Raw genomic sequence first — 18,195 nt, forward strand, 5'->3', positions numbered from 1 at the left:
GTAATCATAAAACTCAAATTTAGGACAATGAGAATTTTCACAGGTATCGCTTTTCTTTTGGTGAGTAGTGTTTTTTATGGCCAGACTCCCGAGGTCTCGAAAGATAAAAAATGGGTATTAGTGCCAGAATTATCGGATGAATTTGATCAAGATATTCTAGATACAACCAAATGGCAAAAAGAGCCTATTGGCAATGATTGGGTATGGGATGGTAGGCCACCCGCACTATTTAAAGCTAGTAATGTTGCTGTAAAAGATGGGAAGTTAAATGTTACGGTAGGCAAATTAGATCAACCAGTCACTACTAAAGGTAAAGTATTCACCCATCAAGGAGGTATCGTTAGATCTTTGAACCCTGGAAAAGTTGGGTATTATTATGAGGCTAAGATGAAAGCTAATAAAACAGTTATGTCTTCTACTTTTTGGCTGATGAGTAAGTATGATTGTGAGCAAAAATTAGAATTAGACATTCAAGAATGTGTGGGCAGAACTACTGATAAAACAGAAGTTTGGGCACAAAAATGGGATCAAATTTTTCATGCAAATGCCATACACCGTAAAACTACTTGCAACCCTGAAGCTAAAAGGGTACAGCAGCAATTTACACCAGAAACAAAAAACCATGAACGCTTCTATGTCTATGGTGCTTGGTGGAAATCTGATACAGAAATTTTGTTTTATCTAGATGGTACATATACCTACACTTTAAACCCTACGGTAGCATGGAATATGCCTGCATATATTCATATGGCTATAGAAACATATGATTGGAACCCTATTCCTGATGATGGAGGTTTAGTAACGCATGGTACTTTGGAAGAACGTACGACCCAATATGAATGGGTTAGAACATGGGAGTTAAAATAGATAAGAACAGATTATGAATTTTAATAACAGACGATGAAAAAGCTTTTAGTTACCGCTTGCTTTATAGGTATTTCAGCAGTATTAGATGCGCAACAAAAACCAAATGTGATTGTGGTTTTGGCAGATGATATAGGTATAGGAGATGTTTCTTATTACCGAAAGATGCATTCTGATGCCATAATAGTAGAAACACCCGCTTTAGACCAATTGGCAAAAGAAGGTATGGTTTTTACGGATGCTCATTCACCTGCAGCGCTTTGCGCTCCTTCAAGATATGCAATCATGACGGGCAATAATTGCTACCGTAGTTATGCCCCATGGGGGGTTTGGGGAGCGTACCAACCATCGCCAATTGGCCCAGATCAATTAACCCTTGGAAAGCTCATGAAGAGTGCCGGATACCGCACAGCGTTTTTTGGAAAATGGGGATTCGGAATGGATTTTTTTAGAAAAGATGATCCCACGAAAATTTATGTAGCTCCTAGAAAACATATAGAACTTGATGTAGACATTCGTCAGATTGCAGGAAAAGGACCTATTCAAAACGGATTTGATTACAGCCTAACATTTCCTGCCGGGATTCAGAATGTACCGTATGCCGTATATGAGAATGAAAAATGGATGCCTTTAACACCAAACTCAGAAATAGGATATATCTCTCAAGAAAATATGACCAAGCTTGGGGTTAAATTAGATAAGGATGAAGGTTTGGGAGACACCGCTTGGGATCCGCACGATATGGGACCTTTACTAGTGAATAAAGCTTTAGATTTTATCGAGAACAGTACAGAAGATCACCCCTTCTTTATGTACTACTGCTCTCTTGCAGTGCATTTACCGCATACGCCTTCGCGTGAACTTAATGCCGTTAAAATAGCCGAAACAACGCCTTCTCATCACCTAGATCTTGTAAAAGAATTGGATGTGCAAATGGCTATGTTAATTGAAACGCTTAAGAAAAAAGGAATTTATGAGAATACGATTATTCTATTTACTTCTGATAATGGCGGCCTTCTCCGTAAAGAAACCATTAGTTCAGGGCACCAATCTAATGATATTTATAGAGGAGGAAAAAATCAAGCTTATGAAGGCGGACAAAGAGTACCCTTTATTGCATCATGGCCTGGGAAAATTAAAGCAGGAACTATGTCTAAAGTACCCGTACTAGGATTAGATGTTTTAGGAACGCTTGCGGCAATTACAAACCAAGAAATTGCAGAAAACCAAGCGTATGATTCCGCTAATTTATTACCTATTCTACTAGGTGAAAATTCAAAGGAAGTACACCCATATTTAATGAATCAATCTGGTACAGGTAGAGAGGTTATGATTGTAGAAGATGGTTATAAATTAATTATAGCTTTTGATAAAAATGATAAAACAGATACTACTAGAAAACCAATAGCACTATTCAATTTGAAAGAGAATCGTGAGGAGAACGAGAGTCAAAATTTGATTCATAATCCTAAATACAAATCAAAAGTTAAGCACTTGTTTTCTACATATAATGAAACCAGAGCAGCGGGAACAAAGACAAAAATATAGCAACATTCTTCTAGTGAATAACGCTAGTTTTTTAGAATGCAACAATAGCCATACTGCAAATAAACCAATTATTGAAAATGATAAAATTTAATTTAACACTTTGCCTATCACTGGCCCTTTCGCTTAGTTATGGTCAAAAAGAAAACGCTTCAGCTACTAAAGACGTTAAGCATTTTGAAGAAACCTGGGAATCTCTCGAAAAGGTAAATGCATCACCTACCTGGTTCCAAGATGCTAAATTCGGAATTTATGCACACTGGGGTCCTGTATCTTCTGCTTTTGAAGGATCAGATCCTGAGAAATTTTATGCAGGTTGGCATGGAATGAAAATGTATGAAGATGGTAAAAAAGTCCCTACCAAGAATGGGAAACCTACAACGAACTTTCTACATCACTCTAAGAAATATGGTGACCCTGCAAATCATGGCTACAAACAGATCATAGAACAATTCAATCCTACGGCATTTGATGCAAAGGAATGGGCAGATTTATTTTTTAAATCGGGTGCTAAATTTGCAGGACCGGTTGCTATGCATCATGATAACTTTGCCATGTGGGATAGTAAGAGCACTAGATGGAATTCAAAAAATTACGGCGGTATTGATCCTTCGGCAGCATTAAAGAAAGAGATTGAAGCTACAGGTTTAAAATTTATGGCCTCTTTTCACCACGCTTTTACCTGGCAGTATTTTGCTCCAGCACATCAATATGGAGGTGTAGATCCTAAAGATTATGATTTGTATACCAATCCTCATGATTTAGATTCTAAAACTCCAGATGAGCAATTCTATGCAGATTGGTGGGCAAAGATTAAAGAGTATATGGATGTGTATCAACCAGATTTAATTTGGTTTGATTGGTGGCTAGAAAATATGACGGAAGAGTCTAGACTACAATTTTTAGCCTATTATTATAATAAGGGGATAGAATGGAACAAGGAAGTTGTAGTTTCTTATAAAGAGTCTACGTTTCCTGAAAGTGTAGCGATCAAAGATTACGAACGCGGCAGGCCCAACCAACCAAAATCACCAACATGGCTAACAGACACTTCTCCAGGTGCTTGGTTTTACAGACCAAATGCAAAATTTAAAACTCCAAATGAACTTGTAGATATTCTAGTAGACATCGTTTCAAAAAACGGATTAATGCTTTTAAATGTACCACCTAATCCAGATGGTTCTATTCCACAGGAAATGAAAGATCTATTAATTGAAATGGGCGGATGGTTAGCTATTAACGGAGAGGCTATCTATGGAACAAGACCTTGGACAATATTTGGAGAAGGACCAACAAGGTTACCTGAAGGAGGACATAAAGTAGAGAAATTTAAGATTGAGTATAAGAATACCGATATCAGATTTACTAAAAAATCTGACAAAGAGTTTTATGTAATTGTATTGGATACCCCAAAAGAGGAACTCATCGTAACATCATTATCTACACAAATAGGAGTTCTAAATTCCAAAATAGAACATATTTCTCTTTTAGGAAGTGACGAGAAAATAAAGTGGACAAGAGATGAGCGTGGTTTAGTGCTACAAGTGCCTAAAAAGGTACCTACGAAATATGCGCACGCTTATAAAATTCAATTAGAAGGGTATGTTGAGAACAACATTGGAGGTGATGTAGATGCTCATGTAGAATAAATGAAACTAAAAACTGAATCATGAAAAAATATTCCATTTTAGTACTAGTTCTTATCGGTATATTAGGAACAACGAATATTAGCCAAGCTCAAGAAAATTCGGCTATAGCACCAGGACCCTTTAAAGCAACCGATGCTTCCTTAGAAACGTATCAATATCCAGAATGGTTTCGGGATGCAAAATTTGGCATATGGTCACATTGGGGGCCTCAAGCGGTGCCAAGGCAAGGAGATTGGTATGCGAAGAAAATGTACCAAGAAGGTAGTGATGTTTATAAATATCACTTAGAGCACTACGGGCACCCATCAGAATTTGGGTATAAAGATATTATTCCTTTATGGAAAGCAGAAAGGTTTAATCCAGAGGCTTTAATGGCATTATATAAGAAAGCAGGGGCCAAGTACTTTGTGAGTATGGGAACGCATCACGATAATTTTTTCTTGTGGGATTCTAAAATTCACGATTGGAATTCTGTAAAAATGGGGCCTAAGAAAGATATTGTTGGCCTTTGGCAAGATGCAGCAAAAAAGGAAGGTTTAAAATTTGGCATTTCCGAGCATTTAGGGGCGAGCTATACTTGGTTTCAGCCTAGTCACGGAGCAGATAAAAATGGAGCGTATAAAGGAATCTCTTATGATGGCGCAAATCCTGATTATCAAGAGCTATACCACCAAAAAACTGCTGAAGGAGATACGGAATGGATGACTACAAATAAAAAAATGCAAGAAGAATGGTTGGCGAGCATTAATGAAGTAGTAAATAAGTATCAACCAGATCTATTGTATTCGGATAGTAAAATGCCTTTTGGGGACATTGGTCGTACCATGATTGCTAATTTTTATAATACAAATGTAAGAGCTAATAATGGTGTTTTAGAGGCGATTTACAACTGTAAAGAGCCTTCAGGTGGTAAGTGGGTGCAAGACATGGAACGTGGCGTTATGGATGAGATTAATCCGCATCCATGGCAAACAGATACTTCTATTGGCGATTGGTATTACCGTACAGGTCAGGAATATAAAACAGCGACTTATACCATTCAAATGTTATGTGATATTGTAAGTAAAAATGGAAACTTACTAATTAATATAGTTCAAACTCCAGAAGGCGATGTAGAGCCAGATTTATTAAAGACTTTAGAAGAAATAGGGAATTGGATTGCCATTAATGGTGAAGGTATTTACGGTACACGCCCTTGGAAAGTTTTTGGAGAACGACCAGCGCGATCAGTAACGGTAAAGACAGCTAAATTTAACGAAAAGAACATTACCTATGGTGAAGATGATATCCGATTTACCAAAAAGGGAGATCATTTAATGTATGCATTTTGCTTAGAACAGCCCACGAAAGATATCGCTATAAGATCGCTTGGAAAATCGGCTAACCTGAATACACAAAAGATACGTTCTATTACACTGCTAGGAAGTGATGAAGTCTTAGAATGGAAGGTAAAGAAAGAAGCTTTGATTATTAAGAAGCCAAAAAAGCTACCTGACTTCCATGTAATCGGACTAAAAATTGAATTTGAGTAGTCATTGTTTTTATAGAAAATAACGAGCAAAGGCTTTCAAACTGAAAGCCTTTGCTCGTTAAAAACACTGAAATGCGCAGTAATTAGTGAACTATTTGGTCTTATGTAATAGATACGTATGTGTTTTTGGCTGACTTTTATCTTGAATATGATTTCTTATGGTCGTCAATTGTTTCCAAAGTACTTTCTCGTTAGGCTTTTCTTCAAAATAGGCATTACACATTTTCACTAAATAGGAATGCCAGCTTTTTTCGCGTTGTTTCTCTAGCTCTTGATCTAAGTATATTCGCTTACCTTCAGTAGTATCAGGACCGGTATAATCTTTTAAGTTTTTGTATTCAATAAGTGCAATGATTCGTAATCTGCCATATATCTTATGATAGGCTTCACACAGTTTAAAGACCTCTAGTGCTTGTAGGTATTGAGGAGTATTTTTATATACCGATAAATCTATTCCTGATGCTAGAGAGGTCGCAGAGAATTCGCCTATCATGAAAGAGTCTATTTGCAATTGATAGTTGCCTTGTTTTAAGCCTTTCACCGTCAAAGTTTCTTCATTAATAGCTAATGGAGCTAAAATAGTTTCTTGCTCTTTAAACCTATCAGCAATAGGGAAGGGGAGTGCCTCTTGTATAACATCAAATTTAATGTTCTTTCTTTTACTTACGAGTTTGCTTATGCTACAATTTGTTGCTAATTCTATTTTATTTGACGCAGCATTAATTTGTATAGCAGACAATTTTCCGGAATCTAATACCGAAGTAATTATTTTAGTGGCCATAGCAAAATGCCCTAAATCTCCAGGATGAATTCTATCAGGACCAACAATAGTAAAAGTGCTATCCTTTTGTTGTGCTGTATGATTTATTTCGTTTAAATAATCATAGAAATTAACTAGTGGGGCCTTGTTTTCAAGGGCTAACATTCTAATATGGGCAGCACATTTGGCCAAAGCTTCATTACAACCAACATCATTAACTTGATCTATTTTTGCCGTTTGATCATAAATGGTAGGTGTGAGAAAAATGGGTTTTATATCATGCTCTTTTAATAAAGCTACGATATGTGTTGTCTGTTGATAGTAGTGTGCTAATGCTTCTTCTCTTTTATTTAGTATCTCTTGGGTAACGTCAATCCCTTCAGCATACAGCTGTCTTTGTATATCATTCATACCTAACATCAAGAAGGCGTAATCTGGCTTTAATGCAAGAATATCTTTTTCAAACCTGTAAAGAACCCCATCAGCAACATCACCTGAAATACCATTATTATAAACTTCTAAGGCTAAATCTGGATATCGGGTGGTTAAATAAGATTGCAGGATCATATGATATCTGCCGTCTTGTGTAATACTATTGCCAATAAAACTAATTTTATCTTTTGCGTGAAGCGTAATGTTTTTTTGTCCTTGTAACGCAAATGCCAAACCAATAAATAGGACTAGAAATAAGCTACTATCACTTTTTATTACTCGTTTAGAGTTTCTCATTTTTTAATTTAATAGGTTGGTTTGTAGTTAATAAAAATCCCAAAAATCATATTTTTCGCCTTCAATATTTTCTTTTTTATCACCTAACTCCGTAGCCTTGGCTTTCATCTCGTTACGCATTTGAGTTATTAAGGCGCTATTTTCAGGGAAGAAGGATAAGTCTTGTGTTTCCCAAGGATCTGTTTTAATATTGAATAACTGTGTAACTTTTGAACCTGCTTCTGTTTCGCCATCCTTTTTAGAAAAATCTTTAGCACGTACATACTCTATCAATTTATAATCACCTTTACGATAAGCTCTTTGAAATTGTCGGTAGGCATGATAGGTATAATCGCGAACGTCTGTAACTTCATTATTTATAATTGGCAATAGACTTTTACCCGAAACTGTATTTGGAGCTTCCACGTTGGTGAAATCACAAATAGTTGGGAAAATATCATGGATATAGGCAAAGCCATCATAACGTGCTCCCTTATTCTTGATAAGATTGCCAGAAAAAATTAAAGGCACATGAACACCATCTTCATCATAAATGTTTTGTTTGCCCATCAACCCATGGTTACCAACAGCTAAGCCACTGTCTCCAGACAAAACAATCAATGTGTTTTCATAGTGGCCGCTCTCTTTTAAGGCGCTAATTACTTTTCCTATCTGAGCATCTAAGTGGGTAATAATGGCATAATAATCTGCCAATTGTTGCTTCGCTACTAGTGGAGTTCTTGGCCAAGGAGCCAATTCTTCATCTCTTAGAAACATATGACCATTATCAAACGGGTGTTGCGACATATAAGAAGGTGGTAATTGTATGTTTTCTGCGGTATAGAGGTCCTTATATTCTTGTGGTGCTTGACGCGGGTCATGTGGGGCATGAAAAGCCAAATACATTAAGAATGGTTTTTTACTCTTATAGGATTTAAAATACGAAGCTGCTTCGTGCGCAAATACTTCTGAAGTATGTGGCCCATTTTTTTCTGTTCCTGTAGGTCCTCTTTGTGCATCATTAGGAATTGGTGCTTTGACTATTTTTCCTTGCTCATCATACACTAATAAATAGGCATCTTCTTTTTTAAATTCTCCTGCCGTTTCCCAATCGTAGAAAGGCATTCTAAAATGATCTACGAGGTAAACTCCCCTACCCATTATTTTATCGCCAGAGGTAAAACTACGTTTTAAAGAAGCTCCATCTTGATGCCATTTTCCAATAATATGCGTTTTGTAGCCTTCCTTTTGAAAAGTTTCGCCTATGGTTTTATTTTCTTGTGGTATCGTGTGGCCAGCGCCTTGAAGTTCAAATACGTTGGTTCCGGTGAGGAGCATAGCTCTACTAGCCACACAAGTAGCGCCCGTAAAAGCCCCCATCAAGTAGGCGTTTTCAAAAGCTACCCCATCTTCAATTAATGCATCTATATTTGGAGTTTGAACCTCCATGCCTCCTAGTGCATGGATCCCTGAATATCTGTGGTCATCCGTATAAATAACTAAGACATTGGGGGTGCTTTTTTTTCTCTGTCCAAAACAAGAGGTGAATACATTGAGGATAAAAAATAACCCTATGAATTTAAAAAATACATGTGATATTTTCATTAGTGTTTCTGTTGTAATGTTTCATTTTCTTTACGGATACGTTCTCTTTGGGTATCGCTTAATCCTTGCTTAAAATATATTTCAGGCCTATGATATACATGGTGCTTTTTCATCTGAGGATCCTCTAAGTCTTGACTCAAATCACAGTCGAACCGCACTAAAATAGCATGATTTTTATCCCACGTAGTGGCATTGGTAAAATGAGACAAGCCCCAAGTAATACCTCTTCCATCTTTTGTATTGGTAAAAGCATCTGGAATAAAAGGTCCAGCGGCTGTTGGCATTAATTCTACCAGTGCTGCTATTTCAAAGTTTACCCCATCTTTAGCAAACTGTATGGTATTATGTTCGTTGCCATCTCGTATGGTAAGTGCGGCTATTCCTTCTTTGAATGGAAATAAGGTAGTCTCATGGCCAGAGGTTAAGACAGGATTCAAAGGATTTTTTGTAAAGGGCCCATAAGGGTTATCGGCTGTTGCCAAACCTTGCATTCTTACCAAGTTTGGCTTTCCATCAAAATCAGATTTATAATACAAGTATATTTTATCATTATACACCAAAGGGTAAGGATCATGAATAGAATATTGATCCCAAGTATCTTTAGGACCATTGGGAATAACAATTTTATTGGTTGCTGTCCAAGGTCCATCAGGAGAATTAGCATAAGACATCAATACTGGGCAATCATCTCCTCGTAAGCCACTGGCTTCACTAAAGCCTTGGTAATACATATAATACTTGTCTTTCCATTTAAGAATATCTGCAGTAGCTACAGACCGATGTCCTAAATTTGGTTTTGGTGGTCTTGGAATGGCGACACCTTGCTCTTTCCATGTAAAACCATCAGTGCTCGTGGCATACCATATTTCGGCTAAATCCCAATCAGCAGAGGGGATAGTTTCAGTAGCCGATTTGGCACCTTTTGGTGGTGTAGGAGTTTCTCTATAGGTATACCATACATAATATTTTCCGTTTTCAAAGATTACTTTAGACGGGTCTCTACGCGTAATGGTACCATCATGATTGCTGTAATCTAAGCCTTTGATTTCAGTATACTTAAATTGTGTGTATAACTCATTGTCTTCTGGTCGTGGTGCTGTGTAATTCTCGTAGTTGCGATTCATTGCGGCACTAAGGGGTTGGTTGGGTTTTTCTTTAGGTAATTTAAAAGGAAAACTCTGAGAAGTAGCTGTATGGGATACTAAAAGGAGTAGCCCTACAAGAGGCAAAATAAGCTGTTGTTTTTTCATAATTTATATTATTCTTTAATTACTATTTCAGATCGTTGGTCTGCAGTAGTGGTTTTGAACTTTAGGTCGTTAATTTTTAATTCTTTTATATGCCTTGCATATAAACCATAGGCTGGTAACACCTTAAAAAAGCTGAATTCCGGATACCGCGTTTCGTCTTCGGGAACTTCAATAATATCGGTAGCTTTTCCTCCACCAGGTAAATCAATAGAAATATGATCTAGTGTTAACGACCCTATTTTGTATTTGGGAGTTCCTGTAATCAAAATTCCAGAGGGAGGTGAAATCCTGGAGCTATCTAAACCTCTAGTAGTTGCTTTTATATTTCTGATAACAACATCTTTAATAGATCCTACTGCTTGTTTGTTGGTGGTCCTATAGGTTCTTAAACGCTCTCCTAAACGCACAAAAATGGGCATGTCTACCTGATTCATTTCTATATTTTCTATGAGTACGTCATGAATATTAGCGCCATCTACACTTAATATTTTTATGCCCCCTCCTTTGGTATCTTCAATTGTACAATCGCGGATATCAATATTATAGAAATCGCCCATAGATTCCGTTCCAAACTTAATAGCTCCCCAATCACTCCTTAAGGTGCAATTAGAAACTTTTACATTGTAGGTAGGTAGTGGACTCGTAGATTTTATACAAATAGCATCATCGCCAGAATTGATAGTACAATTTTTAATTACAATATCATGACTAGAATCTAAATCTATACCATCATTATTTTTATTTGCATGATTATAGATGGATACATTATCTATAAGAATTTTACTGGATTGAAAAAAATGACAGGCCCACGCTGCGGCTTCTCGTATATGAATATTTTTTAGGGTAATCTGAGTGGTTTTTACAAAACGTAATAAAAAAGGACGATTACCTCCAAATGTGTCTTCTCCCGAGATACCTAAAGCTTTCTTTTTTATAGCAAGATTTTTTGCAAGAAAGGCTGCGCCATTTCCGTCAATACTTCCGGTACCAGAAATACCTATATTTTTGGCACCTATTGCACCAATTAGGCAGGTGCCACGTTCTTGGCCCGTAGCATCTATAAAAGTATCTATACTTTGATAATCTTGTGGGTTAGCACTGCCCATAAGTTTAGCATTTTCATCAATTTGAAGGGTGACATTATCTTTTAAAAGAATCGTACCACTGCTAAAAATGCCCTCTCTGAGGAGCACAATTCCACCACCATTTTTTGAGCATTTATCAATAGCTTTCTGAATAGCTTTTGTATTGATGGTTATACCATCGCCTTTGGCGCCAAAATTTTTTATATCGTAAATCTTTGGCTTCGGACTAAAAGAAACCATTGCTCCTAAAAAAAACAGCGCTATAACCAATGAGGTTATACTATAAACAATTATATTTTTCATACTAATTTTTACGATCAACTAATTCCCAAGATCGTACCCAATTGTAAGAGGTAGTTCTATCTTCTTCAGAGAGGTTCATGCCTCCATTTTCGGGTACAGGGTTCCAGTCATATGTTTCTACAACCATTCTTAAATACATTTCTATGTCATAATCTGCAGGTGGTGTAACCTTTGATTGAAATTTGCCATCTAAAAAGAATAGAACTTCATCTTTAGATTTCCACCAAACACCATACACGTGAAAATCATCGTATACTTTTCCTCCAGTATCTCCTTTACTTTTATTTGAGCCTTTTTCATAATCACAACCTTCAGGAATATTTCTACTGTGGGTATTTGAATTCATAGATTGATCAAAATATTTCATCCACGCTGCATCATTGGTAATTTGGCCCACACACTCTTGTATGTCTAATTCTACCGTTCTTTTATCACAATCTTCTAATTCTCTAGATTCATTAATCATCCAGAATGTAGAAGACATAAAGGTTTTATTAGCTTTCATTTTACATTCATAATAACCATAGGTCATGGCGTTTTTTGAACCGACATAACCACCACCATGTGTAAATTCTTTACCCTGTTTCATTATGGGTTGTGGGAGCAGTTTGGTGGTGATTTGTAAGCTACCCTTATCTACTTTTATATTTTCTGCTTGGAATAGCCCTGGAGCTCGACCAATCCAACCTTGTCCAGAAATCTGCCATTTATTTTCATCCACTTTCTTCCCATCAAATTCGTCTGACATGTTTTTTATTAGTTTCCACTGCTTTGAAGAAGGTTTTGGATCTTCACCTTTGTTAAAATGTGGTGCTTTTTGTGCGAAGACCGTACCGGCTGCGAATAGGCAACTAGTAAGTAGCGTAATTTTTAGTTTGTTTAGAATTGATTTCATAGGTATTGATTTTATGGTTTTAATACGGTAATTCATGATTAAGATATTTGAGCCTTTCTTGAATTAGTTTGTTTTTAAGGACAGCCTTGTTTATCAATTCACTATTAATAGAAAATTGATCGTTTTTATAATAATCTTGTTGCAGTACAATAGTATTGAGGAGCAATAGCGCTTCTTTTTCATTGTTAGATTGATACAAAAGGTTCGTTAAGGCATTAGAACTATCTTTTAAACCGGTAATACCTAAAAATTCTGCTGCTCGCATACGGTTAATTAATAAAGTATCAGAAGTCATAAGTGCTTCAATTTTATCAGATAATTCGCTAGCCTTTAGTCCAAAACTAGAACAGCTTATCAATGCCCAGTAGCGTTCTAGTTCATCAGGAGAATCTAAATATTTTAATAATTTTGGTTTCGCCTCGTCAAAAGGGAGAAGCTGTAAATTGGCGATTTTTAAATAGCTAGAAATGTTTTTTTTGTGAGCTGCACCAAAGGCAATGGGGTTAATAAAGGCTTTTTCCATGATAAGATGCTCTGGATAAAATGAAAGGTCTGGCATTGATTTTATCCAAGAATTTAAGCTTTTCCTTAATTTCAGTAACTCTTTATGGTACGCAGCATCATAAGCTAAATTATTAGTTTCAAAAGGATCTTTTTCAACATCATAAACTTCTTCAGGAGCTTTCGGTTTAAAAAAGCTAGCTTGTATTTCGTTTAGTTGCCCCTTATCAAACAATAGTTTCCATTCACTATAGGCTAATTGTTTATACCGGTAATTATTCATTAAACCATCTACATTAAAAGGCTGAAAATTCCGGATGTACTTTAAGTTGCCTATACGCACACTTCTAACCATATCATACTTTTCATCAAACCGATCGGCATAGCCAAAAGTTTCTTTATTTTGAAGTGTATGTTTAGAAACGTTTCTGCCTAGAAAAGGAACGCCGTCTATAGTTTTAGGTACTTTTACTCCTGCTACATTTAAAACGGTAGCACTGAAATCTACAAAGCTTACAAACGTATTGGTAGAGGTGCCACTTGAAAAAGGAGCTAGGTGTTTATATTGCTCAGGAATAGAGACTATTAAAGGTACATGCAAACCAGTTTCTTTTAAATAGCCTTTGCTATTTGGTAAAACTCCCCCATGATCTCCATAGTAAAAAATGATGGTGCTTTCTAATAGATTGTCGCGCTTTAATTCACAAATCACTTCACCCACTTCTGCATCCATTTTACTAATCCTATCTAGATAAAATGCATTTGTGTAGGAAAATATTTTTGTTTGTGGATGGTTAGGTTGTACAAAGACTTGTTCTAAAGCTGTATTTGTAGGGGTAGTATTCATCTCTTTTTCTGAAAAATGTAGACTACCTTCATGAGTGGTACCTATGTTATACACATGAAAAAAGGGTTGTCCTTTTTTTCTGTTTCTCCAACTAGCTTTGTTAGAAGAGTCATCCCAGACATTATTATTTTTGTGAATGTTATAATCTTCTTTTGCATTATTTGTGGTGTAGTAACCGGCCTCACGTAGATATTCTGGAAACATTTTAATGTTTTCAGGGAGCGTGACTTTTTGTTCAGATCTATGGTAATGTGTTGCCAATTTAGGGCCATAAACTCCAGTAATAATGCTAGACCTGGCCGCACTGCAGACTGCTGCATTTGAAAAAGCGCGGTTAAATTGGATTCCGTTTTGGGCTAGTTTTTCAATAGTAGGGGTATGCACACCATGTGCATCAAAAAGTTTCATGTAATGTTTGGAATTGTCTTCCGAAACAATCCAAACAACATTGGGCTGTTGGGCTTTAAGGTTCGCAAAATAACAAAATAGGAGTGTGGAGAAGAAAAAACTATAGTTCATCTTTTTAATTTAATTTTAATTCAGGATTCGTTAGCTCTTTTCGGTTTAGATATACATTCTTGACGTTTCCATTTAGGACATCATCAAAAACTACGGGTTTTCGTTTATCATCAGTAATGGTGATTAGTTGAAAGTTGTTTATGTATAAACCATCAATATGTCTGGCATATATTCCTGAAGCGGGTAATGTACCTACTTTACTGAATTCTGGCCACCAACCATCAAGTGTCTCTAGAGTGTATTCCTTGATGCCTTTTTTATCGGAATCTTCTTGCGTACCGCCACCAGAAACGGTCATTTGAATGTTGTTTAACTGAATGTCTGTGATATATTTATCATGCATACCTGTTAAGAATAGGGCCGTATTTTTATCTAATTCTCTATTGTCAATAATCATATTGTTGAATGAAAAGCTATGCATGGCCTTCATTGGCAGCATGGTTTCAGGAGCATCTACACCAGCACGTTGTTGGCAAAATGTCATAAAAATAGGTCTAGGAACATTTTTCATAATGATGTTAGAGAACACCATATTTTTCATTTCGCCTCCTTCATTCATTTGAATTTTTAATCCAGAATCTTGAATGTCATGAAAGGTGCAATTACTTACCGTTACCGACTCGAAATCTCCTCTAGAGGCTAATCCAATGCGCATAGCAGCCCATTTACTAGTGAATACACAGTTGGTAATTACAATGTCTTTACAGGGTTTGTCTGGTCTTGAGGTTTGTAAGCAGATAGCATCATCACTGGTATCAAAAGAAGAATTGGCCACACGTACATTTGTACATCCGTCAAAATCTAGTCCGTCTCCATTATTATTAACTCGGCTGATAATTTTTATACCATCTACCACAATTTGATCACAATACAACCATGCTGAGGTCCATGCGGCAGGATTTAAAAGGGTTACTTCTTTTAATTGGATATTGGAGCAATTAAGAAAGCGCATCATCATAGGGCGGCCACCTTTTTCTTTTGTGAAATATTTTGGATGCCCATTAGCATCTATGGTCCCTAAACCTTTAATCGCAAAGGATTTTGCATCCCGCGCAAAAATCAAGCAACGATCCATATGCGGCTCGTTCTTATACGTGTTTTTATGCGTGTCTGTGGTATAATCTTCTATGTCCGGACTACCTAATAAGACAGCTCCATTTTCTATATAGAGGGTTACAAAGTTTTTTAGGTAAATGGTGCCTATGACAACGGTTTTACCGGCAGGGATAATTACGTTTCCCCCTCCATTCTTAGTACAAGCATCAATAGCGGCCTGCACCGCTTTGGTGTCTTTAGTAATTCCGTCTGCTTTTGCACCATAATGTAATACACTAAAATCTGTAGCAAATACCTGCAGTTGAAATCCGATAAAGAATAGTAAGATTATTTTTTTCATATTAGCGTTGGTATTTAGTGTAAATAGCAGATAAATCAGTCTTATCTGATGTTTTATGTTGCCATGTTTTGAGTTGTTCTAATAAATTTAGCACGGTACTTTTTGATTTTTTTCTGGTAATTAGATTAACCGTTTCCCAAGGGTCTTTTTTTAAATCATACAATTCTAAGATTCCTGTTTTAGGGTAAACTATTAGTTTGTTGTCTTCAGAAATGATTCCTCGTTGATCATCAAACATGGCTAAATAAATAGAGGTTCTGGCTTTTCCTGTTTGGGTTAAGAGCGGTACTAAACTTTCAAAATCTGTTGGTTCGTTTACTTCAAGGTCTAACAAATCAAATAGGGTAGGAACCACATCTTGCAGATAAACGCGAGATGAAATTTTACTGTTTGGAGTAATACTTGGAGCTTTTATAATTAGAGGAGCGGTAACACTTGGTTCATAGAGGCAAACCTTACCCGCTACACCATTTTCACCAAAATTAATTCCGTGATCAGAAGTAAAGACAATCAATGTACGGTCATAGAGCTTTTGTTCTTTTAAAGTATTAATAATAGCTCCTATACGATCATCCATATGAGTAACCATAGCATTGTTTTGCTGCACGCGTTGTTGCATGGTTTTAGATCGTAGCGGATTATTGGTATACTGATATTTTACGTTTGTATTTAGTGGAGTGCTATCCACAACACTCGGTGGTAGCAAGACTTCATCCGCAGGATACATGTCATAATATTTTTGCTCAGTTTGTCTGGGAACATGGGGAGCATTAAAAGCTACGTAGGCAAAAAAGGGCTTGTCGTTTTTATACCCTTTGAGGAAGTCAATAGCCTCGTTGGCCGTAATATCTGTAATATGGCCTCCTTCCGAATTATAGGTTTTCAATTGTCCAGGTTGTATGCTTCCCGTTTCATTAAAAATAGCTTTTACATTTTTTCCCATGGCGTGCCATTTCCCTGTCATATAGGTATAATACCCATGGTCTTGTAATTTCTCTGGTAAAGATTTTGGGGCATTTTGTTTATTTATTTCTTGAGATTTCCATAAGTATTTTCCATAAATAAGCATGGTTCTACTTGGAATACACACGGCGGGAGACCAACAACCCATATTGTAGGCAGCCGTAAATGAAGTGCCTTCTTTTGCTAAAGCATCAATATTTGGGGTACTTATAGTCTTATTTCCATAGGCACCAACTGTTTGATTACTTTGATCATCAGATTCTATAAATAAAATATTTAATTGGGCAAAGCTAGTTAGGGTATACCCAAAACTTAGAAAGAACATAAAGCGTCTTAATTTCATTTTTCAGTGTATTAAGGCTATTGGAACTTATAGTTTAGTGTTCAAAAATCTAAATAAAGAATAACCGTTTTATGAAAAATAAAAGTAGAAATAGATCTATAGGAGAAGGGTAAGAGATAGCTATTATACTACCATAAATGATTTATTTGTATAGTAAATAGGAAGAGAATTCCCTTTAAGAGAGCGAAATTAAAAGAATCTGCTTTTGTAGTAACCGCTATTTAATTTTTACGGAAGAATCTCTGATATTTAATCTTCCGTTTAATATGATCGTCTGGGGAACAAACAAGCCTTTATTATTAATCTGATCAAGTAGTAATTTGGCAGTAGTTTGACCTATGTCATTTGTGGGTTGCTCAACCGAAGTTAGGGTGGGGTGGGTGTGTTTTGCTAAAGAAGATTCTGTAAAGCCAACTATGGCAATATCATTAGGAATTGTTAATCCATTTTTTTTAAAGATGGTCATGGCTCCAATAGCACAAGAATCATTTGCAGCAAAAATGGCTCGAGGAATTTGATTCTTATCAATCATTTCTTGAGCAATTCTTTCACCATCTTCCATAGTAAATCCACATGAAATTATTTTTCCTACAGGCATTTTATGCTTCTTGAAAGCATCTTCAAAACCTCTTAACCTATTTTTTGTTAGTGTTAGATTTACAGTTCCTGTTAGATGAACAATGTCAGTGTATCCTTGTACAATTAAATGTTCTGTGGCAAATAGCGCCCATTTGTAGTCATCAAATAAAACTTTAGAAGCCGCTATTTCTTCCACTGTCCGATTAAAAAAAACAATGGGAATCTTTGAGTCAATGAGACTCTTATAATATTCGTTATTCTTAATTTCAGAAGTTAATGATATTATTAAGCCATCTACCATATTGTCTACTAAGGTTTCGACATTTTTTCGTTCTATTTCCCAAGAAGAATTAGATTGCATTACCAATACTTGATACCCTTCATCGAGCAATACTTTCTGTGCGCCTAACATGACTTCCGGAAAAAAATTGGTATTGAATTCAGGTACCACAATGCCAATATTAAAAGAGCGTTGCTGACTTAATTTTCTCGCTATAGGATTTGGTTTATAACCTAATTCCTTAGCCGTTTTCAGGATTAAATTTTTAGTTTCTTCCTTTATATCATATTTATCATTAAAAGCTCTGGATACAGTTGAAATAGAAACATTTAATTTCTTTGCAACATCTTTAATTGTAACATGTTTCATGACGTAATATTACTTAATAATATTATTTTCGGCAAATTTCGGAAACGTTTCCGTTAAAAAGTTAGGTTTCGGAAACGTTTCCGAAGACACTTTTTCTGAGCTAATCAGAAAAACTGATGCTTTTATTCTAATTTACCAGTCAATCTCTTTATTCAATTATGGGAAGCATCGATATTTCGGTTATAGTAGTTTTTACTTTATTA

The 18,195-nt window shown here is 36.1% G+C and carries 13 protein-coding genes; 4 read left to right on the forward strand and 9 right to left on the reverse strand.

What is annotated here, in order from left to right; all coding sequences use genetic code 11:
* Nucleotides 1-27 precede the first annotated feature (27 nt).
* The 4 genes from M666_RS09625 (at nt 28) to M666_RS09640 (ending at nt 5,590) form a co-directional block, all read left to right on the forward strand.
* On the forward strand, nt 28-867 hold the full coding sequence (locus M666_RS09625; protein WP_029446902.1) for a LamG domain-containing protein: 840 nt from the start codon (nt 28-30) through the stop codon (nt 865-867).
* 33 nt (nt 868-900) lie between these two features.
* A complete protein-coding gene (locus tag M666_RS09630; protein WP_029446901.1) occupies nt 901-2,412 on the forward strand; it encodes a sulfatase family protein in 1,512 nt (503 codons plus the stop codon).
* Between the two features lie 77 nt (nt 2,413-2,489).
* Nucleotides 2,490-4,058 carry an alpha-L-fucosidase gene (locus tag M666_RS09635; RefSeq protein ID WP_029446900.1) on the forward strand — a complete coding sequence of 523 codons (1,569 nt, stop codon included), beginning with the start codon at nt 2,490-2,492 and terminating at the stop codon, nt 4,056-4,058.
* Between the two features lie 20 nt (nt 4,059-4,078).
* Nucleotides 4,079-5,590, forward strand: coding sequence for an alpha-L-fucosidase (locus M666_RS09640; protein ID WP_029446899.1), 1,512 nt, complete (start codon nt 4,079-4,081; stop codon nt 5,588-5,590).
* Between the two features lie 90 nt (nt 5,591-5,680).
* Here the strand turns inward: M666_RS09640 and M666_RS09645 are convergent, their stop codons facing one another.
* The 9 genes from M666_RS09645 to M666_RS09685 all read right to left on the reverse strand — a co-directional run bounded on the left by M666_RS09645 (nt 5,681) and on the right by M666_RS09685 (nt 17,992).
* Nucleotides 5,681-7,078: an SGNH/GDSL hydrolase family protein gene (locus M666_RS09645; protein WP_029446898.1), complete on the reverse strand. Its 1,398-nt coding sequence runs from the start codon at nt 7,076-7,078 to the stop codon at nt 5,681-5,683.
* A 27-nt stretch (nt 7,079-7,105) separates the two neighbouring features.
* The gene (locus M666_RS09650) at nt 7,106-8,662 is read right to left on the reverse strand and encodes a sulfatase family protein (RefSeq protein WP_029446897.1); all 1,557 of its coding nucleotides are present in this window, start codon (nt 8,660-8,662) and stop codon (nt 7,106-7,108) included.
* Nucleotides 8,662-9,912 (reverse strand): glycoside hydrolase family 117 protein, encoded by a 1,251-nt coding sequence (locus M666_RS09655; protein ID WP_029446896.1) that lies wholly within the window; start codon nt 9,910-9,912, stop codon nt 8,662-8,664. Before M666_RS09655 ends, M666_RS09650 begins: the two co-directional genes overlap by 1 nt.
* A gap of 8 nt (nt 9,913-9,920) precedes the next feature.
* Nucleotides 9,921-11,300, reverse strand: coding sequence for a glycoside hydrolase family 28 protein (locus tag M666_RS09660; protein ID WP_029446895.1), 1,380 nt, complete (start codon nt 11,298-11,300; stop codon nt 9,921-9,923).
* Between the two features lies 1 nt (nt 11,301).
* Nucleotides 11,302-12,195 (reverse strand): family 16 glycosylhydrolase, encoded by an 894-nt coding sequence (locus M666_RS09665; RefSeq protein WP_029446894.1) that lies wholly within the window; start codon nt 12,193-12,195, stop codon nt 11,302-11,304.
* A 19-nt stretch (nt 12,196-12,214) separates the two neighbouring features.
* Nucleotides 12,215-14,062 (reverse strand): sulfatase family protein, encoded by a 1,848-nt coding sequence (locus M666_RS09670; RefSeq protein WP_029446893.1) that lies wholly within the window; start codon nt 14,060-14,062, stop codon nt 12,215-12,217.
* Between the two features lie 4 nt (nt 14,063-14,066).
* Nucleotides 14,067-15,458, reverse strand: a complete 1,392-nt coding sequence (locus M666_RS09675) for a glycoside hydrolase family 28 protein (RefSeq protein ID WP_029446892.1) — start codon at nt 15,456-15,458, stop codon at nt 14,067-14,069.
* A 1-nt stretch (nt 15,459) separates the two neighbouring features.
* Nucleotides 15,460-16,764, reverse strand: a complete 1,305-nt coding sequence (locus M666_RS09680) for a sulfatase family protein (RefSeq protein WP_039325567.1) — start codon at nt 16,762-16,764, stop codon at nt 15,460-15,462.
* 217 nt (nt 16,765-16,981) lie between these two features.
* The gene (locus M666_RS09685; protein ID WP_029446890.1) at nt 16,982-17,992 is read right to left on the reverse strand and encodes a LacI family DNA-binding transcriptional regulator; all 1,011 of its coding nucleotides are present in this window, start codon (nt 17,990-17,992) and stop codon (nt 16,982-16,984) included.
* Nucleotides 17,993-18,195 lie beyond the last annotated feature (203 nt).

Origin of the sequence: Cellulophaga baltica 18 (assembly GCF_000468615.2) — a bacterium.
Lineage (GTDB): Bacteria > Bacteroidota > Bacteroidia > Flavobacteriales > Flavobacteriaceae > Cellulophaga > Cellulophaga baltica.